General features: G+C 70.8%; 24 protein-coding genes. 11 read left to right on the forward strand and 13 right to left on the reverse strand.

Annotated features, from left to right (window positions below):
• Positions 1-336: 336 nt before the first annotated feature.
• From AB0H62_RS23340 to AB0H62_RS23370, 7 genes are all read right to left on the reverse strand, one after another.
• On the reverse strand, positions 337-954 hold the full coding sequence (locus tag AB0H62_RS23340; protein WP_360588097.1) for a sigma factor-like helix-turn-helix DNA-binding protein: 618 nt from the start codon (positions 952-954) through the stop codon (positions 337-339).
• A complete protein-coding gene (locus AB0H62_RS23345) occupies positions 951-1,298 on the reverse strand; it encodes a sigma factor (protein ID WP_360588099.1) in 348 nt (115 codons plus the stop codon). The genes AB0H62_RS23340 and AB0H62_RS23345 overlap by 4 nt, the downstream gene beginning before the upstream one ends.
• Positions 1,295-1,738, reverse strand: a complete 444-nt coding sequence (locus tag AB0H62_RS23350; RefSeq protein WP_360588101.1) for a carboxymuconolactone decarboxylase family protein — start codon at positions 1,736-1,738, stop codon at positions 1,295-1,297. Before AB0H62_RS23350 ends, AB0H62_RS23345 begins: the two co-directional genes overlap by 4 nt.
• 114 nt (positions 1,739-1,852) lie before the next feature.
• Positions 1,853-3,061, reverse strand: coding sequence for an FAD-dependent monooxygenase (locus AB0H62_RS23355; RefSeq protein ID WP_360588103.1), 1,209 nt, complete (start codon positions 3,059-3,061; stop codon positions 1,853-1,855).
• A 10-nt stretch (positions 3,062-3,071) separates the two neighbouring features.
• Complete coding sequence (locus tag AB0H62_RS23360) at positions 3,072-3,749, reverse strand: maleylpyruvate isomerase family mycothiol-dependent enzyme (protein ID WP_220239632.1); 678 nt, start codon at positions 3,747-3,749, stop codon at positions 3,072-3,074.
• Complete coding sequence (locus tag AB0H62_RS23365) at positions 3,746-4,591, reverse strand: fumarylacetoacetate hydrolase family protein (protein WP_360588105.1); 846 nt, start codon at positions 4,589-4,591, stop codon at positions 3,746-3,748. The genes AB0H62_RS23360 and AB0H62_RS23365 overlap by 4 nt, the downstream gene beginning before the upstream one ends.
• Positions 4,588-5,718 carry a cupin domain-containing protein gene (locus AB0H62_RS23370; protein WP_360588107.1) on the reverse strand — a complete coding sequence of 377 codons (1,131 nt, stop codon included), beginning with the start codon at positions 5,716-5,718 and terminating at the stop codon, positions 4,588-4,590. Before AB0H62_RS23370 ends, AB0H62_RS23365 begins: the two co-directional genes overlap by 4 nt.
• Before the next feature lie 48 nt (positions 5,719-5,766).
• On the opposite strand from AB0H62_RS23370, the gene AB0H62_RS23375 reads away from it, so the two are divergent.
• Positions 5,767-6,501, forward strand: a complete 735-nt coding sequence (locus tag AB0H62_RS23375; RefSeq protein ID WP_220239635.1) for an IclR family transcriptional regulator — start codon at positions 5,767-5,769, stop codon at positions 6,499-6,501.
• A 54-nt stretch (positions 6,502-6,555) separates the two neighbouring features.
• On the opposite strand, the gene AB0H62_RS23380 is transcribed toward AB0H62_RS23375, so the two are convergent.
• The gene (locus AB0H62_RS23380; RefSeq protein ID WP_360588110.1) at positions 6,556-7,917 is read right to left on the reverse strand and encodes an MFS transporter; all 1,362 of its coding nucleotides are present in this window, start codon (positions 7,915-7,917) and stop codon (positions 6,556-6,558) included.
• Between the two features lie 31 nt (positions 7,918-7,948).
• Positions 7,949-8,410, reverse strand: a complete 462-nt coding sequence (locus AB0H62_RS23385) for a carboxymuconolactone decarboxylase family protein (protein ID WP_255637859.1) — start codon at positions 8,408-8,410, stop codon at positions 7,949-7,951.
• Positions 8,411-8,791: 381 nt separating this feature from the next.
• On the opposite strand from AB0H62_RS23385, the gene AB0H62_RS23390 reads away from it, so the two are divergent.
• From AB0H62_RS23390 to AB0H62_RS23435, 10 genes are all read left to right on the forward strand, one after another.
• On the forward strand, positions 8,792-9,271 hold the full coding sequence (locus AB0H62_RS23390) for a pyridoxamine 5'-phosphate oxidase family protein (RefSeq protein WP_220239637.1): 480 nt from the start codon (positions 8,792-8,794) through the stop codon (positions 9,269-9,271).
• A 26-nt stretch (positions 9,272-9,297) separates the two neighbouring features.
• Positions 9,298-10,029, forward strand: coding sequence for an alpha/beta fold hydrolase (locus AB0H62_RS23395; protein ID WP_360588112.1), 732 nt, complete (start codon positions 9,298-9,300; stop codon positions 10,027-10,029).
• Positions 10,030-10,138: 109 nt separating this feature from the next.
• On the forward strand, positions 10,139-10,600 hold the full coding sequence (locus AB0H62_RS23400) for a GNAT family N-acetyltransferase (protein WP_220239639.1): 462 nt from the start codon (positions 10,139-10,141) through the stop codon (positions 10,598-10,600).
• A gap of 36 nt (positions 10,601-10,636) precedes the next feature.
• Positions 10,637-11,596 (forward strand): zinc-binding dehydrogenase, encoded by a 960-nt coding sequence (locus AB0H62_RS23405; protein WP_360588114.1) that lies wholly within the window; start codon positions 10,637-10,639, stop codon positions 11,594-11,596.
• Between the two features lie 637 nt (positions 11,597-12,233).
• Entirely contained in the window at positions 12,234-14,906 is a 2,673-nt protein-coding gene (locus AB0H62_RS23410) for a Pls/PosA family non-ribosomal peptide synthetase (RefSeq protein ID WP_220247616.1), read from the forward strand.
• Positions 14,907-14,920: 14 nt separating this feature from the next.
• Positions 14,921-18,166 (forward strand): amino acid adenylation domain-containing protein, encoded by a 3,246-nt coding sequence (locus AB0H62_RS23415; RefSeq protein ID WP_360588116.1) that lies wholly within the window; start codon positions 14,921-14,923, stop codon positions 18,164-18,166.
• 22 nt (positions 18,167-18,188) lie between these two features.
• Complete coding sequence (locus tag AB0H62_RS23420) at positions 18,189-19,193, forward strand: TauD/TfdA family dioxygenase (RefSeq protein WP_360588118.1); 1,005 nt, start codon at positions 18,189-18,191, stop codon at positions 19,191-19,193.
• Positions 19,190-20,260, forward strand: a complete 1,071-nt coding sequence (gene sbnB / locus AB0H62_RS23425) for a 2,3-diaminopropionate biosynthesis protein SbnB (protein WP_360588120.1) — start codon at positions 19,190-19,192, stop codon at positions 20,258-20,260. Before AB0H62_RS23420 ends, sbnB begins: the two co-directional genes overlap by 4 nt.
• Positions 20,261-20,284: 24 nt before the next feature.
• The gene (sbnA, locus tag AB0H62_RS23430) at positions 20,285-21,271 is read left to right on the forward strand and encodes a 2,3-diaminopropionate biosynthesis protein SbnA (protein ID WP_220239644.1); all 987 of its coding nucleotides are present in this window, start codon (positions 20,285-20,287) and stop codon (positions 21,269-21,271) included.
• Positions 21,272-21,320: 49 nt separating this feature from the next.
• Positions 21,321-21,671 (forward strand): extradiol dioxygenase, encoded by a 351-nt coding sequence (locus AB0H62_RS23435; RefSeq protein ID WP_255637863.1) that lies wholly within the window; start codon positions 21,321-21,323, stop codon positions 21,669-21,671.
• Here AB0H62_RS23435 and AB0H62_RS23440 read toward each other — a convergent pair.
• The 4 genes from AB0H62_RS23440 to AB0H62_RS23455 all read right to left on the reverse strand — a co-directional run bounded on the left by AB0H62_RS23440 (position 21,635) and on the right by AB0H62_RS23455 (position 25,050).
• Positions 21,635-22,666, reverse strand: a complete 1,032-nt coding sequence (locus AB0H62_RS23440; RefSeq protein ID WP_360588123.1) for a GNAT family N-acetyltransferase — start codon at positions 22,664-22,666, stop codon at positions 21,635-21,637. The two genes, AB0H62_RS23435 and AB0H62_RS23440, sit on opposite strands and share 37 nt — an antisense overlap.
• 14 nt (positions 22,667-22,680) lie before the next feature.
• Positions 22,681-23,217 carry an XRE family transcriptional regulator gene (locus tag AB0H62_RS23445; RefSeq protein ID WP_220239646.1) on the reverse strand — a complete coding sequence of 179 codons (537 nt, stop codon included), beginning with the start codon at positions 23,215-23,217 and terminating at the stop codon, positions 22,681-22,683.
• Between the two features lie 90 nt (positions 23,218-23,307).
• Entirely contained in the window at positions 23,308-24,813 is a 1,506-nt protein-coding gene (locus tag AB0H62_RS23450) for a sodium:solute symporter family protein (protein WP_360588126.1), read from the reverse strand.
• A gap of 9 nt (positions 24,814-24,822) precedes the next feature.
• Positions 24,823-25,050: a DUF3311 domain-containing protein gene (locus AB0H62_RS23455; protein WP_220239648.1), complete on the reverse strand. Its 228-nt coding sequence runs from the start codon at positions 25,048-25,050 to the stop codon at positions 24,823-24,825.
• Positions 25,051-25,109 lie beyond the last annotated feature (59 nt).

Raw genomic sequence — 25,109 nt, forward strand, 5'->3', positions numbered from 1 at the left:
GTGGCCCGTACCGGCTTCCGTTCGTCCGGGCCTGGTCTGGCTTGCAGTGGACTGGCCACTGCCTCACGCTTGCCGCGGCGTCGTCACTCGTTCCAGGTTGTGTCACCGACCGGTACGGCCCAGTCTAGGTACCGTTGCCAGGCTGCGCACGTCTCGTGACCAGGCGAATCGTCTCGCCGATCGCCGCGGGTCGGAAAGCTATTGTGGTTGCGGCGCCCCAATATCTTCTTTCCACTGCCCGGTGAAGTCCGTGATGAGTTCACCGTCGGGGCTTTGGTCGGGGTGTGTCCACGGTGGACGGACGCAGCGATGGTTCACTCGAAATCCGGGCGCCGGTCACCCACCCGGCGTGAACCGGCCGAGTTTGTCCGGGTTGGACATCCACTGTATTCCCGTGATGAGGCCGTCGGCGGTCTCGAAGGAGCAGACGTGCCACGTCGAGCCGAGCCGGACGACCAGCGCGGCTTCGCCGTTGACGTCGGCGGCGCGGAACTCGACCTCGGAGTACTTGCCGATCGTGCCGAAGACGAACCGGCCGACCTTCGCGGCCCCGGACACCGGCCGCAGGGCCGCGCGGACCTTGCCGCCGCCGTCGCCCCAGAGGGTGACGTCCCGGGCGAGCAGGCCTTGCAGGGCGGCCCGGTCGCCGGTGCGGGCGGCGGTGAGGAACCGGTCCACGAGTTTGCGGTGCACGTCCGGGTCGAGGGTGAAGCGGTCGCGTCCGGTCGCCAGGTGCGAGGCGCCGCGCCGGTGCAGCTGCCGGGCGTGGGCCTCGCCAAGGCCGAGGACCTGCCCGATCTCCTCGTACGGCAGTTCGAAGGCTTCCCGCAGCACGAAAACCGCGCGCTCCGGCGCGGAGAGGCGGTGCATGAGCCGGAGGGTGGCCAGCGAGAGGGTGTCGCGTTGCGCGGCCGTGTCGGCCGGTCCCAGCGGCTCGCCCTCGTGGGTGTTCACCGGTTCCGGCAGCCATGGGCCGACGTAGGTCTCGCGCCGCCGTGGGCCAGGCGCAGGCGGTCGATCGCCAGCCGGGACGCGACCTTGACCAGGAAACGGCGCGGTGCCTCGACCCTCGTGTGGTCGACCTCGGACCACCGCAGCCAGGCCTCCTGGACGACGTCCTCGGCGTCGTCGAGGCTGCCGAGGATCCGGTAGGCGGCGCCGAGCAGCACCGGCCGGTGCGCTTCGAAAGCCGCGCCGGCACCACTGGTGTCCGTCTCCGCGGGGCCGGCGTGGGAAGCAGCGCCCCGGGCGGCCCGCGTTCGGCTGGCCGCCCGGAGTGTCGTGGTCGCCGGGCTCACGCGTCCAGCGTCGGGGCCTGGCGGGTGCTGATCGCGATGCGGTTGAAGGCGTTGATCATGATGATCGCCATCACCAGGTCGGCCACCTTCTTCTCCGACCAGATCTCCCGCGCCTCGTCCCACACCTCGTCGGGCACACCGTCTTCGCCGATCTTCGTGACCGCGTCGGTCAGCGCCAGGGCGGCGCGTTCTTCCCGCGAGAAGAACGGCGACTCGGGCCAGACCGAGACCGCGAACAGCCGCTGCGCGGACTCGCCGGCCTTGAGCGCGTCCTTGCTGTGCATGTCGACGCAGAAGGCACAGCCGTTGACCATCGAAGCCCGGAGCTTGATCAGTTCCAGCAGGGAAGCCTCGACCGTGCCCTGGGCGTAGGTGTACAGCTCGAACACCTTCTTGTACGGCTCGGGCGCGACCTTCCCCATCACGATGCGTTGCGGCACGGTGGTTCCCCTTCTCCTGGTGTCTTGTTCTCCCGGTGTGTCTTGCGGGCACCCGAACGACGGGACAGCCGGGTCCCGGCGTGACAGAACCGTCGCGCGAGTGACCCGGATCACTTACGCACCGTGTCCGTAGAGCCAGTCCACGTAGCGGTAGTCGTCCGCGGCCCGGTCGCGCAGCAGGGCGTTGCGGGTGGCGCGGAACAGGCCGTCGCAATGCCACAGATCGCCCCAGTCGCGCGCGGTGCGCTGGACACGCGCGGTGCGCACGGCCCGGGCCGCGGCGTAGTCGCGCAAGGCCGGGTCCCAGTCCGTGCCGGAACCGGTGTCGTGCTTGTCGGCTTGCTCGACGAGACCGGCGGCGTCCTCGAGCGCCTGGCAGGCGCCCTGGGCGAGGTACTGGAGCATGGGGTGGGCGGCGTCGCCGGTGAGGGCGAGGCGGCCGTCGACCCAGGTGCCGATCGGCCGGCGGTCGTACATGCGCCACCAGCGGTCCCGCCACAGGTGCGGCAGACCGGCGCGGACCGGTTCACAGGTGGCCGCGAACGCCGTGTCGAGCTCGTCGGGCGTGCCCCAGTCCTCTTCTCCGGCGAGGGCCTTGGGGGAACGGAACACGGCGACGGTATTGAGCATTTCGCCGCGGCGCAGAGGGTATTGGACGAGGTGGCAACCCGGTCCGACGTGGACGGTGACGTCCTCGAGGGCAAGGCCGCCGGTGTCCGGGAGGTCGGCGAGCGGGACGGCGCCGCGGTAGGCGACGTAGGCGGAGCTGACGGGTTCGTCGGAGCTGAGCCGGCGGCGCAGACCGGACCGGAGGCCGTCGGCCGCGATCACGATGTGGCCCGTGTCGCGACGGTGGTTGCCGACGGCTGTCGCGGAGTCCGGCCCGTTCTCCACGCCGGTGACGGTCGCGCCGGTGACCAGGTCGACGCCGGCGTCGCGGCAGGCCCGCACGAGGATGGCGTGCAGGTCGCTGCGGTGGATCACGACGTAGGGCGCGCCGTAGCGGCGTTCGGCGTCGGCGAGGTCGAGGTGGGTGAGCTCGCTGCCGTCGAGCGCGTCGCGCATGACGAGCCGCCGCGGGCGGACGCCGTGTTCGACGACTTCGCCGAGCAGGTCCCAGTCGCGCAGGACGCGCGTCGCGTTCGGGGCCATCTGCAGGCCGGCCCCGACCTCGCCGAACTCCGCCGCCTGTTCCAGGACGCGCACCGCGCGCCCCGAGCGGGCCAGCGCCAGCGCGGTGCCGAGCCCGCCGATGCCGCCCCCGACGACGACGGCGTCGACGGCGTCGACGGCGGGAACGGTGGTCACGATCGAATCGGTCATCGTCGTCTCCTCACAGCCAGTGCGGCAGGGTGGGCAAACCGGCCTCGCGGTGGCGACCGGCCAGCCAGGCGGCGGCCGTCGCGAGCGGGAGGTCGACGGGCACGGGCGTGCCGTCGCCGGTGATCTCGTGGTCGGTGCGCGGGGTGGTGAGCAGGATCGCGGGTCCCGGCCGGGCCGAGCGCCAGGCGGCGATGTCGTCGACCAGCACCGCGAGGAACCCCTCGGGAAGGTCGTCGAACGTCGTGCCGGTCCCGAGGTCGACTGCGTGGACGCAGGTCTCGCGCGCCCGCATCCACGACGTCTCGCCGGCGGCGACGGTCCGGCCCTGGGCCGTGACGACCTCGGCGGCCCACGCGGTGGCGGGCATCGCGTCGGCGGCCTCCGCGAGTTCGGCGGCGGAGGCGGCGACCCAGCGGCGGAGGTCGGGGCGGGCGGCGCCGGACTCGATGGTGGCGGCGCGTTCGCGGGGGGAGGCGTACATCGGGGTTTCGACTCCGGTGCGCGCCCAGCTCAGCAGCCGCCCGAGCGCTTCCGCGTTGGACGCCACGTGGGCGAGCAGGTGGCGACGGGTCCAATCGGGGAGCGCGCACGGCTCGTCCAGCTCGGCGTCGCTCAACGTGTCGAGCCCGGCGAGCAGAAGCCCGGTGCCGGCGTCGGCCCAGGTCCGGGGATCCGGTGCGGGGGTCATGCCGGCCCCGACGTGCCGAGGCGCGCGGTGTTCCGTTGCGTGCCAAGGCCTTCGATCTCGGTGACGAGCACGGAGCCGTCGGTCAGGTAGCGCTTCGGGTCGCGCGCGTGCCCGACGCCACCGGGCGTGCCGGTCGCGATGACGTCGCCGGGGCGCAACGTGAGGATCGTCGAGACGTAGGCGACCAGCGCGACGGGATCGAACACCAGGTCCGCGGTGTTCGCGGCCTGCACGAGCTCGCCGTCGACGGTGCACCGCAGATCGAGCGCGGGACGGGCGCCGCCGGGCAGCTCGTCCGGGGTGACGAGGTACGGGCCGAACGGGGTGGTGGCCTCGAAGGTCTTGCCCTGCAACCACTCCACGGTCCGGTACTGCCAGTCCCGCATCGTGACGTCGTTGAGCACGGCGAAACCGGCGATCGCCGCTTCGGCTTCCGCGACGCCGGCCCGCCGGACGGGGGCGCCGACCACGACCGCGAGCTCCGCCTCCCAGTCCACGGCCGCCGAGGCCTCGTCGAGCGAGACGGAGTCGGCCGGACCGACCAGCGCCTCGGCGAACTTGGCGAACAGCGTGGGGTGTTCAGGCAGCTCGCGGCCCATCTCGAGGATGTGGCCGCGGTAGTTCAGCCCGACGCACAGGATCTTTCCGGGCCGCGGCACCACGGGCGCGAGGTCGGCCGAGGAGAGCTCGTGGCGCGGTCCGTCGGCCGCCGCCGCGCGCTCCCGCCAGGCGGGGTCGGCGAGCAGGGTGCCGACGTCGGGCGAGTCGATCTCGATCGCCACGCCGGAATCGACGCGGGCGGCGCGGGTGCCGGCCGGGGTGCGCAGGGTCGTCAGCTTCACGCCGGGGCTCCTTCCACCTCGACGCGGTCGGCGTGCAGCCGTTCGAAGATCGGGGTGTCGGCGAAGCGGAACAGGTCGAGCCGGGTTCCGGCGGTGATCGTCAGCGGTTGCCAGGACGGCGCCGCGACCAGGTCACCGCGCCCGACACGCCAGCTGCGCGCACCGACCTCGACGGTGCCTTCGCCCTCGAACACCTGCCACACCGCGGAGCCGACCTCGCGCCGCGCGGCGGTGGTGGTGCCCGCGCGCAGGCGGTGCACCTCGGCGCGGATCGTGGGCAGGACGTCGCCGCCGGTCGTCGGGTTGGTGAAGCGGACGGCCGCGTGGCCCGGCTCGAGCACCCCGGGGTGGCCCTCGGCCTCGAGGTCGAGCTGGTCGCGCAGCGCGGCGTCGGTGTGCTCCCACCGGTAGGCGGCGATCGGGGAGCTCACCCGCGGCCCGTTCTGGGACACCGGTCGCAGGCCGGGGTGGGCCCACAGCCGCTCGGCGCGTGAGCGGTCCGGAGTGGAGCGGTCCTCGACCTGATCGGGGCCGAACTCGAAGAAGGCCGATCCGGTGTGGTGGGCGAACGGGATGTCGAGGCCGTCGAGCCACGCCATGGGGACGTCGGACTGGTTGTGGTGGCCGTGGAAGTGCCAGCCGGGCGTGAGCAGGAAGTCGCCGCGCCGCATCGCGACCGGGTCGCCGTCGACGACCGTCCACACGCCCTCGCCCTCCAGGACGAACCGGAACGCGTGCTGGCTGTGGCGGTGGACCGGAGCGTCTTCGCGGGGCTTGAGGTACTGGATCGCCGCCCACAGCGTCGGGGTCGCGTACGGCGCCCCGCCCAGGCCGGGGTTGGCCAGCGCGATCGCCCGGCGCTCGCCGCCGCGCCCGACCGGCACGAGCTCGCCCGAGCGCTCCGCCAGCCCGAGCAGGTTCGCCCAGCGCCACAGGTGCGCCTGCGCGAGCGGCCGGGGGCTCGCCGGCATCAGGTCGCCGATCTCCGCCCACAGCGGGATCAGCAGTTCCTGCTCGAAGCCGCGGTAGAGCTCGTGGAGCTCGGGGGTGGGTTCCGGCTGCCCTGGTCCCGCGGTGGCGCGCAGGGTCACCGGGGAGGCCGGTCGGTGTTCCGCCTTCGCTGTCATGCGGGCAACGCTAGACAAGTTCTGCTGTGCGGTGCTTATAGTTCTGATGTGAAGAACAAGCCGACCTATGGGATCGATTCCGTCGACCACGCGCTGCACCTCGCGACGATCCTTCAGCAGGAGGGTCCCCTGCGGCTGACCGAGGCGGCCGAACGGCTCGGCGTCGCCCGTTCGACCGCGCACCGGCTGCTGGCCATGCTCGTCTACCGGGACTTCGCCGAGCAGGACGAGGATAGGCGTTACGTCGCGGGTTCGGTGCTGCGGCGCCCGACGGTGATCGAACCCGTCGACCACCTCCGCCAGATCGCGTTGCCGCACCTGCAGAACCTGACCGAGCGGACCCGGGAGAGCAGCAACCTGATCGTCGTGGTCGGCGACCAGGCGCGGTTCGTGGCGACGGCCGAGAGCGACCAGGTGCTGCGCGTCGGGGACCGGGCCGGGCGCATGCTCCCCGCTCACCTCGCGTCGGGTGGGCGGGTGGTGCTGGCGGCGCTCGACTCCGACGACGTGCGCGCCCGGTACGCCGGGACGGACGTCGACGTCGAAACGCTGGTGCGGGACCTCAAGAAGGTGCGGCGCCAGGGCTTCGCGCTCAACGACCAGCTCACCGAGGTCGGGCTGACGGCCGTCGGCTGCCCGATTGCCGGTTCACCGGGCTCGATCCCGGCGGCGATCTCGATCGCCATGCCCACCGCCCGGTACCGGCGCGACCGTCTTCGCGAGTGGGTCGCCCACCTCACCGCCACTGCCGAGGACATCGCGCGAGAGCTCGCCGAGGCCTGAGCACGCAGCCGGGCCGCCGACCGGGGTGGTCGGCGGCCCGGCGGCGTCAGGCCGTCACGCGGCCGGGGTGTCGAGGTCGACGTCCTTGGTCTCGGGACCGAGCACCGCGCCGGCCACCGTGCACACGGCGCCGATGGCCAGCAGGACCACCACGCCGTACTCGTAGCGGATGACCTTTCCGAGCCCGATGAGCATGAACGAGTACAGCCCGGGGACGATCACGGCGAGCGTGAACCCGATGCCGTAGCCCGAGGCGCGCACGCCGACGTGGAACCGCTCGCACAGGTACGGGATCAGCACGGCGTTCGGCGCGACGCTGATGCACAGGGCGATGGTGAAAAAAACCATCGCCAGCCAGAACGGCCCGCCGGTGCCCAGCGTGCGCAGCATGCCGATCACACAGCCCACGGACACGGTTCCCGTCAGGACGCCGCAGACGATCAAGGTCCTGCGGCGGCCGAACCGCTGTCCCCACGCGCCGAGGAGCAGGTAGCAGGGGAAGAGCACCACGTTGGCGGCCAGGATGCCCCAGATCACGGTCTGGCTGGGCAGGTGCAGGTAGGAGATCAGGAGGCCGGACGGCGCGACGGTGAGCATCTGGATGGCGAACCAGATCCCCGTCATGAGCAGGAAAACCTGCCCGAGGCTGCGCAGGTTGTCCCCGCGGAACAGCTCCCGCAGCGGCGACCGGGTCTTCGCCGCCTGCTCCTCCTTGGCCTTGTTGGCGGCCCACGCCTGCGACTCGGCGGTCTTGCGCGCGTAGGCGAACAGGACGAACGCCATCACCGCGCCGATCAGGAACGGGATCCGCCAGCCCCAGGTGGCGTACGCCGACGTCGCCGAGCCGCTCGGGAACACCACCACGAGCACCGCCGTCAGCAGCGACACCGCGACGTAGGAGACCGGCCAGGCCGACGCGATGAACCCGCCCACGACCCCGCGCCGGGACTTCTCCGCGGACTCCATGGCCAGCGGGTTGGCCCCGGTGTACTGCCCACCCATGAAGATCCCGCCGAGCAGCCGCAGCAGCAGGACGCCGGCGAGACCCCACATGCCGACGGATTCGTAGCCCGGCAGGAACGCCACCAGCAGGACCGCGAACCCCATGCCGACCGAACACACGACCGTCGTGCGGCGCCGGCCGAGGGTGTCGGCGAGGTGGCCGAAGATCACGCTGCCGATCGGCCGGCCCAGGAACGCCGCGGCGAACGTGAGGAACGTGAGCGTCGACTTCGTCTGGGGTGGCAGCGTGGACGGGAGGAAGTACTCGATGGCCGGCCCCAGCGCGATCACCGGGAGCATGATCTCCCAGTAGTCGACGAGGAGGCCGTAGAAGGCGGCGCGTGCTGCTCGCTGCCCGCTCGTTTTGGCTTTCGTGCCGGGGAGGGTGGTTCGCCCGGCGGCGGAGGTGGACATCATGGTTCCTTCGGGGAGTCGGAGGGGCCGGCTACTTCGACACGACCGGCGTGGACCGGCCGGGGACCATGCCGGTGGTGATGGCCAGCCGGGTGAACGCGTTGATCGTGATGACGGCGAGCACGACGTCGGCCAGTTGCCGCTCGTCGAAGAACTTGCCCGCCAGCCCCCAGGTCTCGGCGGGAACACCGCGGCCGGCGATGAGCGTCATGGCTTCGGCGAGTTCGAGCGCGGCGCGTTCCTCGTCGGTGAACTCCGGCGATTCGCGCCAGACGGAAAGTGCGTAGATCCGGCTTTCCTCTTCGCCGTGTTTACGGGCGTCGCGCGTGTGGACGTCGACGCAGTAGGCGCAGCCGTTGATCTGCGCCACCCGGATCTTCACGAGTTCGTGCAGGGTGTGGTCGATCGACGACGTCGCCAGGTACTTCTGCATGGCGAGCATCGACTTGTACGCCTCCGGAGCGACGGCGGAGTAGTTCATGCGCTCGGTCACTGCGATCTCCCGGTTTCGTTCGCTGGGCTTGTCGGTCGGCTTTCGGGTCACCTGGAGAGTTCACATCCTGGATCGACCAGGTCCAGGTCGTGTTGACCGAGGACACTAACCTCGCGACGCTCGGTCGTGACCGGGAATTCTTGTGTGCAGAACGGTTGCGCGCCAAACCGGTCCACGGAGCCGGTGGGGAAGTGGACCAGGTGCCGGCGCCGGAATCCGGCTAGCGTGGCGGGAGGCAGCCGACGAACTCGGCGCCGACCGGACAGGAAATCGGCGCCGGGATCCCCTGCTGGTTCTGCTCAGAAGAATTTCAAGCTCCGCCGCACTGGCACGCGGTTAAGTGTCGGGCAGGCTCCAGAGATACGTAATGAGGTGTTTTCCGTGCCCACGATCAGCCAAGAAATGACCGACGTCATCGAAGCCGCGAAACTGATGTTCGTCGCGACCGTCCGTCCTGACGGGACTCCCAACGTCTCGCCCAAGGGCTCGGTGCGCGTGCTCGACCCCGAACACCTGATCTTCATGGACATCGCTTCGCCGCAGACCGTGGAGAACCTGCGCCACCAGCCGGCGATCGAGGTCAACGTGGTGGATTTCATCGCCCGCAAGGGTTTCCGCTTCCGGGGCACCGCCGAGATCCTCGACGCGGGACATCCGGATTTCGAGTGGATCCGCGCGTGGCTGGTGTCGAAGCACAGCGACAGCCAGCCGACCAACCACGCCGTGAAGATCGCGGTCAGCGAGGCGGCTGAGCTCCTGTCGCCCGCGTACACGGTGGACCACGTGCCGGAGGCCGACGTCCGCAAGGGCTGGCTGCGCAACTACGGCCTCGCCGAGGCCACGTCCGAAGCCGGCGTGTAGCCGCCCATTCCCCTGAAGGAGCCGGAGTGTCAGTTTTTGTTCTCGTGCACGGTTCGTGGCACGACGGATCGTCGTGGGCCGAGGTGGCCGAGCGCCTGGAGGAGCTCGGGCACGAGGTGCACAGCCCGACTGTCGCCGGCCACGGCGCCGGAGCGTCGCGGGAGGTGACCCACGACGACTGCGTGGCCTCGATCACGGACTACGTCGACCGGCACGACCTCGCCGGCTTCGTCCTCGTGGGACACAGCTGGGGCGGGAGCGTCATCGCCCGCGTCGTCGAGCGCGTACCCGACCGGGTGCGGCGGCTGGTGTTCCTGAACGCCTTCGTCCCCGCGAACGGGACGAGCGTGCTGGACAACGCTCCGCCCGCCTACCAGGAGCTGTTCCCGATCCTGGCCGCGCAGTCGAGCGACAACACGGTGATGCTGCCGTTCGAGGTCTGGCGCGACGCGTTCATCGGCGACGCCGACCTGGCCCGGGCTCGGGAGACCTACGAGATGCTCACCCCGGAACCGCTCGGTCCGACGGTGGAGAAGCTGGACCTCACGAAGTTCTACGCGTCGACCGACGTTCCCCGCAGCTATGTCCTGTGCGGCGAGGACTCGGCTCTTCCGCCAGGCGACCCCGAGCACGGCTACCTGGCCAACGCCCGCCGGCTCGGCACGTTCCGGCTGGTGACGCTCGAAGGTTCGCACGAGGTCATGTTCACCAACCCGGCTCTGCTGGCGCGCAAGCTCGAGCTCGCGGGCCGGGACTGATCGGGTTCGACGGCTTGTCGCCGCGTCCGCGCCGGGCCGGGCCCCGCGGACGCGGCGACGTCCCCACCCGGGGGCCGGGTGGGCTGGAAGAACGAGGAGCTGCACGTCGATGGGCGAAGCCGAGCTGGTTTTCCGGGAGCTGGGACCGGCCGACGATCCGCGGGTGAGGAAGGACCTGCTGCCACTGCTGCTGCGGCTGCGGCCCGCGTTGTCCGGCGAACTGTTCGAAGAGCTCGTGACCGAAGGACACGACCAGGGGCTGCGGTACCTGATCGCGTACTCGCCGGCCGGGCAGCCACTGGCCGCGGCCGGGTACCGCACGCTCGTCACCAGCCGGGGCCGCGTCCTGTTCGTCGACGACCTGGTCACCGACGAGGCCGCGCGTTCGCGGGGGGTCGGCGCCCGGTTGATGGGCGAGCTGAAGACGCTGGGCCGGCGCGGCGGCTGCGTCCGGCTGGAGCTCGACTCCGGCGTCGCCAACCCCCACGCGCACCGGTTCTACCTCCGCCACCGGCTGGACATCACGGCGTTCCACTTCGCCGGGCCGGTGGAGCTCGAGACCCGGTCTTGACCCGCGTCGGTACCAATCCCTTCAGGAGGAGAAAAAGTGCGTGCGGCCTACGTCGAACGGCTCGGTGGCGTGGCGGAGATCCGCTTCGGCGAGCTGCCCGAGCCCGTGGCCGGCCCGGGTGATGTCGCGGTGGATGTCGTTGCGGTGTCGGTGAACCCGGTCGACACCTTTGTCCGCTCCGGGCTGTACGTGACGGAAGTCCCGCTGCCGCTGGTGCTCGGCCGGGACCTCGTCGGGCGCGTCGCGGCGGACGCCCGGGGATTCCGGGCCAGTGAGTGGGTGTGGTGCAACAGCCTCGGCCACGCGGGGCGCCAGGGCGCGGCCGCCGAACGCGCGGTGGTGCCCGCCGACCGGCTCTACCGCGTGCCCGAGGGCGCCGACCCGCTCGACGTCGTCGCGATGGCGCATCCGGCCGCCACCGCGTACCTGGCTCTGGTCACCTTCGGCCGCGTGCTGCCCGGCGAGACGGTTCTGGTCGCCGGCGGCGGCGGGAACGTCGGCGGCGCGCTGATCGAACTGGCGGCCGCGGCGGGCGCCCGGGTCTTCGCGACCGCGTCGGCTGCCGACCTCGGCCGCTGCCGTGACCTGGGCGCCGCAGAGGTGTTCGACTACCGCGACGAGCGGTTGTCCGACAGGCTGGCGTCCGCCGGGCCGGTCGACCTGTTCGTCGACACCTCCGGCCGCAACGACCTGGAGGCGGCGGTGCGCCTGCTGGCCTGGCGGGGCCGCATTGTGCTGCTGGCCGGCGCCCGCAGCCGCCCCGTGCTGCCGGCCGGTGAGCTGTACATGCACGACCGCTCGGTCCTCGGCTTCGCCATCTCGAACGCGACGGCCGCCGACCTCGCCGAGGCCGCCGCGGCCCTGAACCCCCGCTTCGCCGCGGGCGGCTTGCGTCCGCGCCGGGTGGAGCACCGCACCCTCGCGGACGCCGCGGAAACCCATTGCCGCCTCGAACGCGGCGAGGTGCACGGACGTGTGGTGCTGCTGACCCCGTAGGACAGTGTCCACGGCGGACACAACGCGTTACCCGGATGCCCGGGCGGCCCCCGGGATCACATTCGTGCAACACCGCGAATAGTGCGATTCAGGCGGGTTGGAGTATTTCATCCCCCGTTTGTTCCTCGCTCAGACTGGCCGGTTACGGACAGTGAAGATCAAATTCACGACGGTGAATGATCAAATCGGCGTCACTGCTTGAAAAACAAATCTCGAATCGCTGTAACGGCCCGGTCGGAAAGGCCGATCAGCCGGGTCAGTCCTGATCTTGAACCCGACGCGACGAACTCGGCACCGTGTGCGAACCCCCTGGTGGATCAAGGAGAGCGCACGCCAGATCGCCCGGCCGACCCGGTTGCCGCTGAAATTTTCCGCTAACTCGGAAGACTTTCTCGGGAGAACTCCGGCCCCGGGGACGTAATGTGCCCGTAAGGACCGTTTTGGGGTCGACGGCACGCGGAGGGGGATTACAGTGGGTGGCGAACGGCCTCGAGACGATGCCGGTACGTCCGGCCGGTCGGGGACGTGGAGGTGGGAGAATACAGGTGGGAAGACCCAAGCCCGGAGCCTGGGGGAATCTGACGAATTCCTGACGGGGGACCGGGCAGAATCTCGACGGGGTAGTGGCAGGCACGCCATCACCCCCGACCGTACGGAGCGCGTCTACGCCGAGGTGCTCGCGGACGTGGCGAAGGTCGACCAGGTGTCGGCCGAGAGCCACTTCTTCGACGACCTGGGCGTGAACTCGCTGGTGATGGCGCATTTCTGCGCGCGGCTCCGCAAGCGGGCGGACGTGCCGTCGGCGTCGATGAAGGACGTCTACGCCAACCCGACCGCGCGGAGTCTCGCGACCGCGCTCACCGTCGACGAACCCGCTGAGGCGGAGCCGGCGGCCGAAGCACAGGCCCGGGAACAGGGCACACAACAGAACCCGGTAAAGGTTGCTGACCTCCCCCGCGCCGGCGCGGTGGCGTACGTCCTCTGCGGACTGCTCCAGTTCGTGACTTTCCTGGGTTATTCCTATCTCGCCGCGCTCCTGGTGGTACGCGGTGCTTCGTGGGTCTACGCCTCGGCGAACCTGCTGGAGGTCTACGTGCGGCTCGTGCTGTTCGGCGGTGCGAGCCTGATCGGGCTGTGCCTGCTGCCGGTCGTGGCGAAGTGGGTGCTCATCGGCCGGTGGAAGCCGCAGCGGATTCGTGTGTGGTCGCTTGCCTACTTCCGGTTCTGGCTTGTCAAGACGCTGGTGCAGCGGAATCCGGTGGCACTGCTGTTCCTGGGCTCGCCGCTGTACGTGCTGTATCTGAAGGCACTGGGCGCGAAGATCGGCCGGGGAGTCGCGATCTTCTCGCGCAACGTGCCCGTGTGCACCGACCTGCTCACGATCGGCGCGGGCTCGGTGATCCGGAAGGACTCGTTCTTCACCGGGTACCGGGCCGAATCCGGCGTGCTCCAGACCGGTTCGGTGACGCTGGGCAAGGACGTGTTCGTGGGTGAGCTGTCGGTGCTCGACATCGGCACGTCGATGGACGACGGCTCCCAGCTGGGGCACGTGTCGTCGCTGCACCCCGGGCAGGCGGTGCCGGCCGGTGAGCGCTGGCACGGGTCGCCGGCGCTGCGCGCGGAGGCGGACTACCGCGGGGTCGGGCCCGCGCGGTGCGGCCGGGTGCGCCGGTTTTCCTACGGTGTCTCGCAGCTGCTGACCACGCTGTTCGTGTACCTCCCGTTGGCGGTCGGCGGTGTGGACGTGCTCATCGACAAGGTCCCGCGGCTCAACACGGTGCTCGGGACCCCCGTGGTCGCCTTCGGGAGCTGGGCGTTCTACGGCAAGGCGCTGGCGGTCACGTCCGTGATCTTCTTCGGCGTCTCGCTGCTCGGGCTGCTCTTCATCGCCGTCGTCCCACGCGTGCTCAGCCTCGCGCTCAAACCGGACAAGGTCTACCGCCTTTACACCTTGCGCTACTCGATCCTGCGGGCGATCCGGCTGATCACCAACCTCAAGTTCTTCATGACCGTGTTCGGCGACAGCTCCGCGATCGTGCACTACCTGCGCTACCTCGGCTACCGGATGCCCGACGTCGAGCAGACCGGTTCGAACTTCGGCACGGCGATCAAGCACGAGACGCCGTTCCAGAGCTCCGTCGGCAGCGGCACGATGGTGGCGGACGGGCTTTCGATCGTGAACGCCGACTATTCGAGCACGTCCTTCAAGGTGTCCCGGGCGGCCATCGGCGCGCACAACTTCCTCGGCAACGTGATCGTCTACCCCGCCCAGGGGCGGACGGGGGAGAACTGCCTGCTCGCGACCAAGGTCCTCGTGCCCGTTGACGGCCCTGTCCGCGAGAACGTGGGGCTGCTGGGCTCGCCGAGCTTCGAGATCCCCCGCACGGTGGCCCGCGACCACCAGTTCGACCACCTGCGGACCGGCGATGAGTTCCGCCGCCGGCTCGCCGCGAAGAACCGGCACAACGCCGGCACCGTCGTGATGTTCCTGCTGGTGCGCTGGTTCTACTTCTTCGCGGTCATGCTGCTCGGCTGGGCCTCGGCGGAGCTCTACCCGCGCTTTGGGGTTTCGGCGGTGGCGCTGGCCTCGGTCGCCGCGCTGCTGTTCAGCTCCGTGTACTTCACACTGGTGGAACGCGCGTCCATCGTGATCCACCCGTTGCGGCCGCTGTACTGCTCGATCTACGACCGCCGATTCTGGCGCCACGAGCGGTTCTGGAAGGCGGCGGCGTCCACAGTGCACGTCCAGGCCCTCAATGGCACCCCGTTCAAGAACCTGGCCTGGCGGATGCTCGGGGTCAAGGTCGGGAAGCGCGTGTTCGACGACGGCGCGGCGATGCCGGAGAAGACCCTCGTGACGTTCGGCGACGAGGTCACCCTCAACATCGGCTCGCACGTGCAATGCCATTCCCAGGAGGACGGTGCCTTCAAGTCCGACCGCATCGTCGTCGGCGCGCGCAGCACCGTCGGGGTCGGTGCGTGGGTCCACTACGGAGTGACGATGGGCGAGGGTTCGGTGCTCGCGGCCGACTCCTTCCTGATGAAGGGCGAGGACGTACCGCCGCACACCCGGTGGGAGGGCAACCCGGCCCGGGAGATCCGGCCCGGCCGTGAAGCCGACAGTCGGGTCGCGGCCGGCCGGCACCGGCGACGGGAAGGGCACAACGGCAAGTCGATCGAGCACTTCAGCGTCACCGACGGAAAACGGCGGCCCAGCCCGCGGCGCCGCGCCTCGGACGGACACAACGGACACAACGGAAAGGCGATCATCGCCGACGGAACGTGGCGGCCGAGCCCGTGGCCACGGTGAGCGGAGGGGAACACATGGGAGAGCTACCGAGAGCGGACTTCCGGTTCTGGCGCGACGTGCTCGTGGCCGGAGGGGCCACGACCGTGCCGCGCTGGACCTCGGGTTCGGGGGCGGGAGTGGGGACGACGACCGTGCGGCTGCCCGCCCCGGTGGCGGCGGGAGTGCGCCGGCTGGCGCGGGAGCTGGGGATCCCGGGCAGCGCGGTGCTGCTCGCCGCGCACGCCAGGGTGCTCGCCGCGCTGACCGGTGAACGCGAGGTCGTGACCGGCTATGCGACGCCGGCCGGCGCGCCGGTGCCGTGCCGCCTGACGACGGAGCCGGAAACCTGGCGGGAACTGGTGACCGAGACGTACCGGGCCGAGTCGCAGTTGTTGGCGCACCGGCATTTCCCGGTGGACGAGCTGCGGCGCGACCTGGGTGTGCCCGGCCCGGTCACGGAGACCGTGTTCGACCCCGCCGGCGACGGTGAGCTCACCGGGACGACGGTGCTGCGCGTCGGGTTCGCGAACCGCCGCAGGCGTCTGGACGTGCGTTACCGCGCCGACGTGCTCGACGCGGCCGCCGCGGCCCGGATCGCCGGCTACCACGTCGCCGCGCTCGCGCGGCTGGTAGCGGCCCCGGACACCGAGCACGCGCCGCAGAGCCTGCTCGCACCCGACGAGCTGCGGTTCCAGCTCGACGGGCTCGCCGGACCGAGTCGGCCTTTGCCCGACCTGCGCGCGCACGAGCTGTTCGAGCAACGGGTGCGGCGGCACCCGGACGCGATCGCGGCCGTGCACGGCGAGCACGCGTGGACTTACCGCGAGCTCAACGAGCGGGCCAACCGGCTCGCGCGGGCGCTGCTCGCCCGCGGCCTGCGCCGGGAGAGCGTGGTGGCGGTGGTGACCGAGCGGAACCTCGGCTGGCTCACCGCTGTGCTCGCCGTGTTCAAGGCCGGTGGCGTGTACCTGCCGGTCGAACCGCACTTCCCGCCCGAGCGGATCGCGAAGACGCTGCGGCGGGCCGGCTGCGAACTGGTGCTGACCGAACGCGGCAGCAGCGAGACGCTCGACCACGCGCTGGAGTTGCTGCCCGGCGCGGTGCGGCTGCACATCGAGGCGGCCTGCGCGGAGGACCGGTCCTCGACCGATCTCGGGATCGACGTGACGCCGCGCCAGCTCGCCTACATCTACTTCACCTCCGGCTCCACCGGTGAGCCCAAGGGCGCGATGTGCGAGCACGCGGGGATGCTGAACCACCTGCACGCCAAGATCGACGACCTGGGGATCGCCGAGGGACAGGTCGTGGCGCAGACCGCGCCCCAGTGCTTCGACATCTCGTTGTGGCAGCTGCTGGCGCCGTTGCTCGTCGGCGGGCGGACGTTGATCGTCGAGCAGGAGGTGATCCTCGACGCCGAGCGGTTCGTCGACCGGCTCGCGCGGGACCGGGTCGCGGTGGCGCAGGTCGTGCCGTCCTACCTGGAAGCCGTGCTGTCCTTTGTGGAGAGTCATCCGCGCCCGCTGCCGGACCTGCGGTGCGTGTCGGTGACCGGCGAGGCAGTGAAGAAGGAGCTGGTGCAGCGCTGGTTCGCGGCGTACCCGGACGTCAAGCTGGTCAACGCCTACGGCCTCACCGAGACCTCCGACGACACCAACCACGAGGTCATGGACCGGCCACCGGACGCCGGCCGGGTCCCGCTCGGGCGGCCCGTGAACAACGTGCACGTCTACGTCGTCGACGAGCACCTGCAGCCGGTGCCGCTGGGCGCGCCAGGCGAGATCGTGTTCTCCGGTGTGTGCGTGGGGCGCGGGTACGTGAACGACCTCGCGCGGACCCTCGCGGCGTTCCTGCCCGATCCGCACCGGGCGGGCGAACGCCTGTACCGCAGCGGGGACCGCGGGCGCTGGATGCCCGGGGGCCGGCTGGAATTCCTGGGCCGCCGCGACAGCCAGGTGAAGATCTCCGGCTTCCGGATCGAGATCGGCGAGGTCGAGAACACGCTGCTGCGTGTGCCCGGCGTCGGCGACGGCGCCGTGGTGGTCGCCGAGCGGGACGGCCAGGGCAAGCACCTGGTGGCGTTCTACTCGGCCGCCGAGGCGCTGCCCGGCGAGACGTTGCACGCGCGGTTGAGCGGCTCGCTGCCCGGTTACATGGTCCCGTCGGCGTTCCATTGGCGGGAGCAGCTTCCCTTGACCGCCAACGGCAAGATCGACAAGTTGGTGCTGACCGCGCTGGCGACGGAGCTCGAAGGCGCCGAAGAAGACCACGACGCTCCGGCGACACCCGCCGAGCAGCGGCTGGCGGCCGCGTGGGCCGGCGTGCTCGGCCTCGCGCCGGAGAAGATCGGCCGGCGCGACCACTTCTTCGACCGGGGCGGCACGTCGCTCTCGGCGGTGAAGCTGGCCGTCGCCCTGGATCGCGCGGTGTCGCTCGCCGAGATCACCCGGCACCCGGTGCTCGCCGACCAGGCCGCGCTGCTCACCGACCAGCCCCGCGCCGAGGCCGTCGAGCTGCTGCAGCCGCTCACCGAGCCGGTCGGAGAACCGGACGCCGTGCTCGTCTGCTTCCCGCACGCCGGGGGCAACTCGGTGAACTTCCGGCCGCTGGCTTCGGAGCTGCAGGGGAGCGGGCTCGCGATGTACGCCGTGGAGCTGCCCGGGCACGACCTGGCCGCCGATCGCGAGGCGTTCGCGCCGATGGCGCGGGTGGTCGACCAGGTCGTCGCGGAAATCGATCACCTCGCGCCGAAGGGCGTGCTGTTGTGGGGCCATTCCTCCGGTGCCGCGTTCGCCTTCGAGACGGCCCGGCGGCTCGCCGGGCGCGGGGTGGACGTGCGGCGGGTGTTCCTGGGCGCGCAGCTGCTGGGCGACGCCGACGAACGGCGCGCCTCGATCACCGAGCTGGGCCGGCTGAGCAACTCCGCGATCGCCGCGGAGCTGGCCGCGGACAGCGGCGACCCCGCGCTCGGCGAGCTCGACGCGCAGCGGGCCGAGCAGGTCGGCGCGGCGTTCCGGCACGACTGCGTGTCCGCGCACAGCTACCTCGCCTCCGCTCTGGCGAACCCGCCGGCCGAGAAGCTGACCACGCCCGTCACCGTCGTCGCCGCGGACGACGACCCGATCACCGTGGACTTCCGCGACCGCCACGGCGAATGGCGGCTGCTGGCCGAGCACGTCGAGGTGCGTGCGATCGCCGGCGGCGGCCACTACTTCCCGCGCACCAACCCGGCCGAGACCGCGCGGATCGTGCTGCGGGCCGCCGAACCGGTGCTCGTCACGTGAATTCGAGCCGAAAGGACAAGTCATGGTTTCCTCAACGTCGGCGTCGCTCGCCGAAGTGCAGCTGAGCCCGGGCGGGGTTCCGCTGCTGCCGGCCGAGCCGGGCACCGGTGCGCCGGGCTGGGCGAGCGAACACCGCGACACGCTGCGCGCCGCCGTCGACGAGCACGGGTCCGTGCTCGTCCGCGGCCTCGGGCTGAGCGACGCCGCCGACGTCGCCGCCGTGTTCGAGCGCCTGGCCACCGAACTGATGAAAGACCGCGAGGCCTTCGCGTCGCGCGAGGTCTACTCGGCCGGGGTGTACTCGTCGTCGGCGTGGCCGCAGAACCAGCCGATGTGCATGCACCACGAGCTGAGCTACCGGCTCGAGGTTCCCGGTCTGCTGCTGTTCGCCTGCCTCGGCGCGCCCACCGAAGGCGGCGCCACGGCTGTGTCGGACTCGCCGACCGTGCTCGACGCGCTGCCCGCGGACCTCGTCCGCCGGTTCGAGCAGGAGGGCTGGCTGCTCACCCGCAGCTACAACGACGAGATCGGCGCGACGGTCGCCGAGTCGTTCGGCACCGACGACCGGGCGGAGATCGAGAACTACTGCCGGACAAACGCGATCGAGTTCGAGTGGCAGCCCGACGGCGGGTTGCGCACCCGGCAGCGGCGCAGCGCGGTGGTGCACCACCCGGTCACCGGCCGGCGCTGCTGGTTCAACCAGGTCGCGTTCCTCAACGAGTGGACCATGGATCCCGAGATTCGCGAGTACCTGATCGACGTGTACGGGGCCGACGCGCTGCCGTTCAACACCTGCTTCGGGGGCGGTGACCCGATCGGGGAGGACGTGGTGGCGCTGCTCAACCGCGTCTACGAGGCCAACACCGCGCGCGAGCCGTGGCAGGCCGGGGACCTGATGCTGGTGGACAACATCCGGACCGCGCACAGCCGGGAGCCCTTCGAGGGGTCCCGCGAGGTGCTCGTCGGGCTGGCCGATCCGGTGCGGCGGGCCGACCTCTCGCCGAGTACCGAAGCGGGTGCGAGATGACCGCGATCCGACCCACCCCGGCCCGCGCCGAAACCGGCGGGCCGAACGCGGTGCCCCCGTTCGCCGTGATCGGCGGCGGCCAGGTGCGGCGCACGCTCGCGGGGCGCGAGCAGGAGATCGTCGAACTGGTGGAGGCCACCTACCGGCTGCACAGCGCGGGCGACACGGTGAACCCGCCGTCGTACTTCCTGCGGTTCCCCGACCGCCCGGCGTCCCGGATCATCGCGCTGCCGGCCTCGATCGGCGGACAGGTGCGAGTGGACGGTCTGAAGTGGATCTCGAGCTTCCCCGAGAACATCGAGTCCGGCATTCCGCGGGCGTCGGCGGTTCTGATCCTCAACGACCACGACACCGGATACCCGTTCGCGTGCCTGGAAAGCTCCATCATCAGCGCCACGCGGACCGCCGCTCTGGCGGCGTGCGCCGCGGCGGCGCTCAGCCGGGGCCGGGCGCGGCCGACGCGGGTCGGGTTCGTCGGGACGGGGCTCATCGCCCGCTACGTCCACACTTTCCTGGCCGGCACCGGCTGGGAGTTCGACGAAATCGGCGTGCACGACCTGTCGGCCGAGAGCGGCGCGGGGTTCCGCGGGTACCTCGAGCGATCGGGAACCGGCGGGCGGATCACGGTCCACGAGTCGGCGGAGTCGCTGATCTCCTCGAGTGACCTGATCGTGTTCGCCACCGTCGCGGGCCGGCCGCACGTGTCCGAGCGGTCGTGGTTCGACCACAATCCGGTGGTGCTGCACGTTTCTCTGCGCGATCTCGCGCCGGAGCTCCTGCTGAGCACGGCGAACTTCGTCGACGACGTCGAGCACTGCCTGAAGGCCGGCACGTCGCCGCATCTGGCCGAGCAGCTCACGGGCGGGCGCGAGTTCCTCGACGGCACATTGGACGACGTCCTGGCCGGACGGGTCTCCGTGCCGGCCGACCGGCCGGTGGTGTTCTCGCCGTTCGGGCTCGGGGTCCTCGACCTCGCGGTGGGCAAGTACGTCTACGACGAAGTGACCCGGGCCGGCGAGCTGACCGTCATCCCGGACTTCTTCCACGAACTGCGCCGCTACGGCTGACGACAAACCAGGGAGGGGGTCATCGTGACCGTGATATCCGATCCCACGGACTTCAACGAGGAAGAGCTGTACGTCGATCTCGAGTCGATCTTCGGGCATTCTCTCTTCCTCAAGTGCGAGGGTTTCAACTTCGCCGGGTCGATCAAGCTCAAGGCCGCGACCGAGATGGTGGAGGCCGCCGAGTGGCAGGGACTGCTGACGCGGGACTCGATCCTGGTCGAGTCGTCGTCGGGCAATCTCGGCGTGGCGCTCAGCATGGTCGCCGCCAGCAAGGGCTACCGGTTCCTCTGCGTCACCGACTCGCGCTGCAACCTGGCCAGCCGGCGTCTGATGGAGGCGCTGGGCAGCCGCGTGCACATCATCGCGGAGCCCGCCGCCGACGGCGGTTTCCTGGGTGCGCGGCTCGCGCTGGTGCGTGAGCTGTGCGCCTCCGACGAGCGTTACGTCTGGCTCAACCAGTACGCCAACCCGGAAAACTGGAAGGCGCACTACCGGACCACCGCGCCGGAGATCGCCCGCCAGTTCCCGAAACTCGACGTGCTGTTCGTCGGCGCGGGCACCACGGGCACGCTCATGGGCTGCGCCCGCTTCTTCCGGGAATGGCCCCGACCGGTCCACATCGTCGCGGTGGACAGCGCCGGCTCGGTGACCTTCGGCGGCGCGCCGGGCCGCCGGATGATCCCCGGCCTCGGCACGAGTGTCCGGCCGGCGCTGCTCGATGAGTCCTATGTGGACGAGGTGATCGCCGTCGAGGAGGCCGACACCATCCGCAGCTGCCACCGGCTGGCCCGCAGGGGGTTCCTCTTCGGCGGCTCCACCGGCACCGTCGTAAGCGGCGCCATGCGTTGGCTCCCCGAGCACGAGGGGCAAGGCCTCACCGCCGTCGCCATCGCGCCGGACCTCGGCGAGCGCTACCTCGACACGATCTACCAGACGAACTGGCTTCAGGACCTCTACGGCGACGACGTGCTCGACCACGACGAGATGATCGCGGGCTTCCGGCGGGACTGATCGTTTGCGGAGTCCAGCTTCCGGCGTCTGGGTGTGCGACAGTGACCGCATGCCCATCAGCGGAGCCCACGTGATCGTCTCCAGCCACGACGCCGAAGCGGACCGCGCCTTCTTCCGCGAGGTTCTCGCCTTCCCTCACGTCGACGCCGGCGGCGGCTGGCTGATCTTCAAACTCCCGCCGGCCGAACTCGCCGTCCACCCCGGCGACGGCCCGCCGTCCCACGAGCTGTACTTCATGTGCGACGACCTGGATGCGACGCTGGCCGATCTGGCTGCCGCCGGCGTCACGTGCGCGCCGGTCGAAGAAGAGCGGTGGGGGCGATTGAGCGGTTTCCGGCTCCCCGGTGGCAGTCAAGTGGGGATCTACGAACCCCACCATCCGCGGGCCACCGATCTCTGAGCTCGACGGCGCGCGAGCTTCTCGGTGTCCTGGGCGAGGATCACCGTTTCCCGCGTGGTCCGGTAGCCGAGCGCCACGTTCACGTTGACCATGTACGGGTTCGCCGCCGCCGTCGACGTGACGACCTGTTCGACGTCGGGGCGCTCGGCGAGCAGCAGGCGCAGCATGGCCGCCTTCGCGCAGAAACCGAGTCCGCGCCCGCGGTGCGCGGCCAGCACGGCGGTGTCGCCTTGGTAGCCGAGGTCGCGGCGATGCGGGTACAGCTGCAGTTCCGTGAAGCCCACGACCCGCCCGGAACCCCGGTGTACCACCGCGACCACCCGGTGGTCGATCCCGCGCCGGCGGCGGTCGGCCTCGGACTCGCGCACGCGGTCGGCGGTCCACCTCGGAAACCGGTACGCCGAGCGGCCGAACGGGCTGTCCGCGATCGCGCGCCGCGCGTCGGCGTAGGAGGTCACCAGCTCCTCCGGCGCGCTGCCGTGCCAGGTGTGCAAGCGATATCCGGCTGCCGGGGAGACTTCCCACGCGCAGCGATCGGCGCCGACGAGCGACAGCGTCTGGAACACCGTCTCGTCGACCACCTCGAAGCCGAGCGCCGTGCCGAAGGCGACGCCGGCGCCGCCCTTGGTGACGTTCCAGCACTCCAGGACCGTGCGTCCGCGCAGTTCCGGCGTGATCGCGCTGAGGACGGCGGTGCCGATGCGGCGGCGACGGGCCTCGGGGTGGACGGTCAGCTCCAGGAGGCCGAGATGGCTGTTTTCGGCGTCCGGAAAGTACAGGGCGGCGAGTCCGGCGACGCGCCCGTCCCGGCGTGCCACCCAGCGCAGGGCGCGGCCCAGGTTCGGCTGAGGATTCTCGAGCCGGCCGATGGCCGCGTCGAACGTCACCGGCGGTGCGCCCGGCTTGTCCAGCCGATCGGCGGCCGAGACCACCTCGTGGACGCCCTCGAGAACCGAGCTGCCGGCCGCCGCCGGGTCGAGCGGTTCGATCTCCACGTGCGAGCCCCTCGTCAGTAGCTCGGCGGAGTCACGCTCACCATGAACCGCGCGCTCGTCCGACCGTCGTTGCGGAAGCGGTGGGGGATGTTCGAGTCGAAGTGGCAGCTGTCGCCCGTCTTCAGCACGTGCACCTGGTCGCCGACCTCGACCGTGAGGCGGCCGGTGAGCACCACGACGCACTCTTCCGAGGGGTGGGAGCGCAGCGTGTCCGCCGACACCGAGCCCGGCTCCAGCTGGCCTTCGAGCACCTCGAGCTTCGCGCCGCCGGGGGAGACGCGGGTGTAGGTGATCGCGTGGTGCGGTGACGAGATGCGGTACCGGTTCTCGCGCCGGATGACGGCGACGGTGTCGTGCTCGCCGTCCTGGAAGAGGCTGAACAGCGGCACCTCGAGGACCTCGGCGATCCGCCGCATCGTCTCCAGGCTCGGGTCGGTGACGCCGCGTTCGACCTGGCTGATCAGCCCGGTGGACACCGAGGCCCGGTCCGCCAGCTCGCGGACGGTCAAGCCCCGGAGGGTGCGGAACTCACGGATCCGAGTCATGGTCATCCGGCCATTATCGTCTGCCGGCCAGTCGAGCCGCGGTGTGTCCGGTCCCGGGCGCGCACGCCCGGGACCGGAAGGTGCCCGGAGCGTTCATCAGTGCAGCGCGGCCTCACCGACGGGCTCCCGGTCCTCGGCAGGAGCGCTGTCCCCGGTCCCGGCGTCGATCGCCGCCGCGGCCGGTGGTCGCGTCACCAGGCTCACCAGCACCGTGACGACGAGGTTGACCACCAGGGCGGGCAGGCCGATGACGGTGCCCGGCGGCACCGTGTGCGCGAAAAGCGCACTCAGCTGCGGCACGCCGACGATCAGCCCGCCGCACACCGCCCCGGCCGCCAGCCCGACCGCGGTGACCCGCCGCCACAGCATCGAGAGGAACAGCGCGGGCGCCAGCTGCCCGACGGCGCTGTACACGTTGGTCATGATGCTGAGCAGTTTCGAGCTGCTCTGCGCCACGAGCAGCACCACGATCGCGGTGAACACCACCACGCCGGCCCGGGAGATCGTGAGCGAGCCGGCCAGCTTCTTCGACATGCCGCCCACCACGTTGCGAGTGAACAGGCTGCTGGCGGTGAGCACGAGCACCGCGGTCGGCACGAGGGCGACGAGGATGCCCGCGCCGCCGAGCAGCCCGATCACCCAGCTCGGGAAGTTGTCGTGGACGAAGATCAGCAGCGACGCGTTGGCCTGCTTGTCGGGCAGGTTCGGCAGGGCCAGCACCGCGGCCAGCGCGATCAACACGATCAGCACGTAGAACAGCGAGTACAGCGGCTGGATCATCTGGTTGCGCCGGATCGTCGCCACGTCCTTGGCGGTGTAGGACACCTGGAACATGTGCGGCAGTGCGAACGAACCGAGCGGCGTGATCAGCAGGAAGCTCATCCACCACCACGTGTTCGTCGCCGCGGTGCCCTTGATGCCGGGCAACGTGGCCGCGTGCGGCTGGGTGTCCTTGAGGGCGTCGAACACCCCGATCGGCCCGCTCGCCCCGGCCGCGCTCGCCGCGCCGACCGCGATCACCAGCAGCACCGCGATGAGCAGCACGTCCTTGACCACCGCGGTGAACGCCGCGCTGCGCATCCCGCCGACGAGCACGAACGCCGCCACGAGCACGCCGCCGGCGACGACGTAGGCCAGTGACGGCAGGCTGTCGCCGAACAGGCTGCCCAGGATGAGGCTGAGGCCGGTCAGCTGGACCTGCGCGTAGAGCAGCAGCGAGATGATGCCGAACACCGCGATCAGGCCGCCGAACCAGGGCGCGGAGAACCGGGTCGTGAAGTAGTCGCCCATGGTGACCAGACCGTGCTGCTTGCCCGCGCGCCAGATCCGCGGCACCACCCAGTAGCCCACGGCCGCGGTGAGCACCATGGTGCCCAGCACGTAGTAGCCGGGTGCGCCGTTGCTGAACACGCTTTGGGACGCGCCCAGCAGCGCGAAGGTCGTGAACGTCTCGCCGACCATCAGGAACCAGAACAGCCAGGTGCCGAAGCGCCGGCTCCCGACCGACCACTCCTGCAGGTTCATCTTCCGGCCGCGGGCCGCGGCGACCGTGCCCCACGCGATCGAGCCGACCGCGATCACCAACGCCAGGATCAGGGCCATCGCGTGCTCCTAGAACCGATCCAGATCGCCGTTGCGGCGATCGATGACGTAGACGGCGCCGATGGCGGCGGACCCGGCGAGCACGCCGAGGGTCATCCACACCAGCAGGAAGGGGATCGAGCCGAACAGGTAATGGACCCGGTTGGCCAGCGGGATGGCGGCGATGCACCAGACGAACGGGACCAGCAGCAGTAACCAGTGCCGCCGGCGGCGGGCCGGGGCCTTGGGTTCGGACATGGGCGCTCCTGAGGGGACACGGCGAGGTGTTCAGCTGTGATGAATTCGCATCAGTGTGG

The organism is Amycolatopsis sp. NPDC050768, assembly GCF_040654155.1.
GTDB lineage: Bacteria > Actinomycetota > Actinomycetes > Mycobacteriales > Pseudonocardiaceae > Amycolatopsis.

What these genes read in the sequence shown, in the direction of transcription:
- AB0H62_RS23355 (WP_360588103.1), bottom strand. Translation starts at nt 3,061, where the DNA reads ATGACCGATTCGATCGTGACCACCGTTCCCGCCGTCGACGCCGTCGAC.
- AB0H62_RS23435 (WP_255637863.1), top strand. Translation starts at nt 21,321, where the DNA reads ATGCCCATCAGCGGAGCCCACGTGATCGTCTCCAGCCACGACGCCGAA.
- AB0H62_RS23380 (WP_360588110.1), bottom strand. Translation starts at nt 7,917, where the DNA reads ATGTCCACCTCCGCCGCCGGGCGAACCACCCTCCCCGGCACGAAAGCC.
- AB0H62_RS23400 (WP_220239639.1), top strand. Translation starts at nt 10,139, where the DNA reads ATGGGCGAAGCCGAGCTGGTTTTCCGGGAGCTGGGACCGGCCGACGAT.
- AB0H62_RS23455 (WP_220239648.1), bottom strand. Translation starts at nt 25,050, where the DNA reads ATGTCCGAACCCAAGGCCCCGGCCCGCCGCCGGCGGCACTGGTTACTG.
- sbnB (WP_360588120.1), top strand. Translation starts at nt 19,190, where the DNA reads ATGACCGCGATCCGACCCACCCCGGCCCGCGCCGAAACCGGCGGGCCG.
- AB0H62_RS23360 (WP_220239632.1), bottom strand. Translation starts at nt 3,749, where the DNA reads ATGACCCCCGCACCGGATCCCCGGACCTGGGCCGACGCCGGCACCGGG.
- AB0H62_RS23370 (WP_360588107.1), bottom strand. Translation starts at nt 5,718, where the DNA reads ATGACAGCGAAGGCGGAACACCGACCGGCCTCCCCGGTGACCCTGCGC.
- AB0H62_RS23450 (WP_360588126.1), bottom strand. Translation starts at nt 24,813, where the DNA reads ATGGCCCTGATCCTGGCGTTGGTGATCGCGGTCGGCTCGATCGCGTGG.
- AB0H62_RS23415 (WP_360588116.1), top strand. Translation starts at nt 14,921, where the DNA reads ATGGGAGAGCTACCGAGAGCGGACTTCCGGTTCTGGCGCGACGTGCTC.
- AB0H62_RS23445 (WP_220239646.1), bottom strand. Translation starts at nt 23,217, where the DNA reads ATGACCATGACTCGGATCCGTGAGTTCCGCACCCTCCGGGGCTTGACC.
- AB0H62_RS23420 (WP_360588118.1), top strand. Translation starts at nt 18,189, where the DNA reads ATGGTTTCCTCAACGTCGGCGTCGCTCGCCGAAGTGCAGCTGAGCCCG.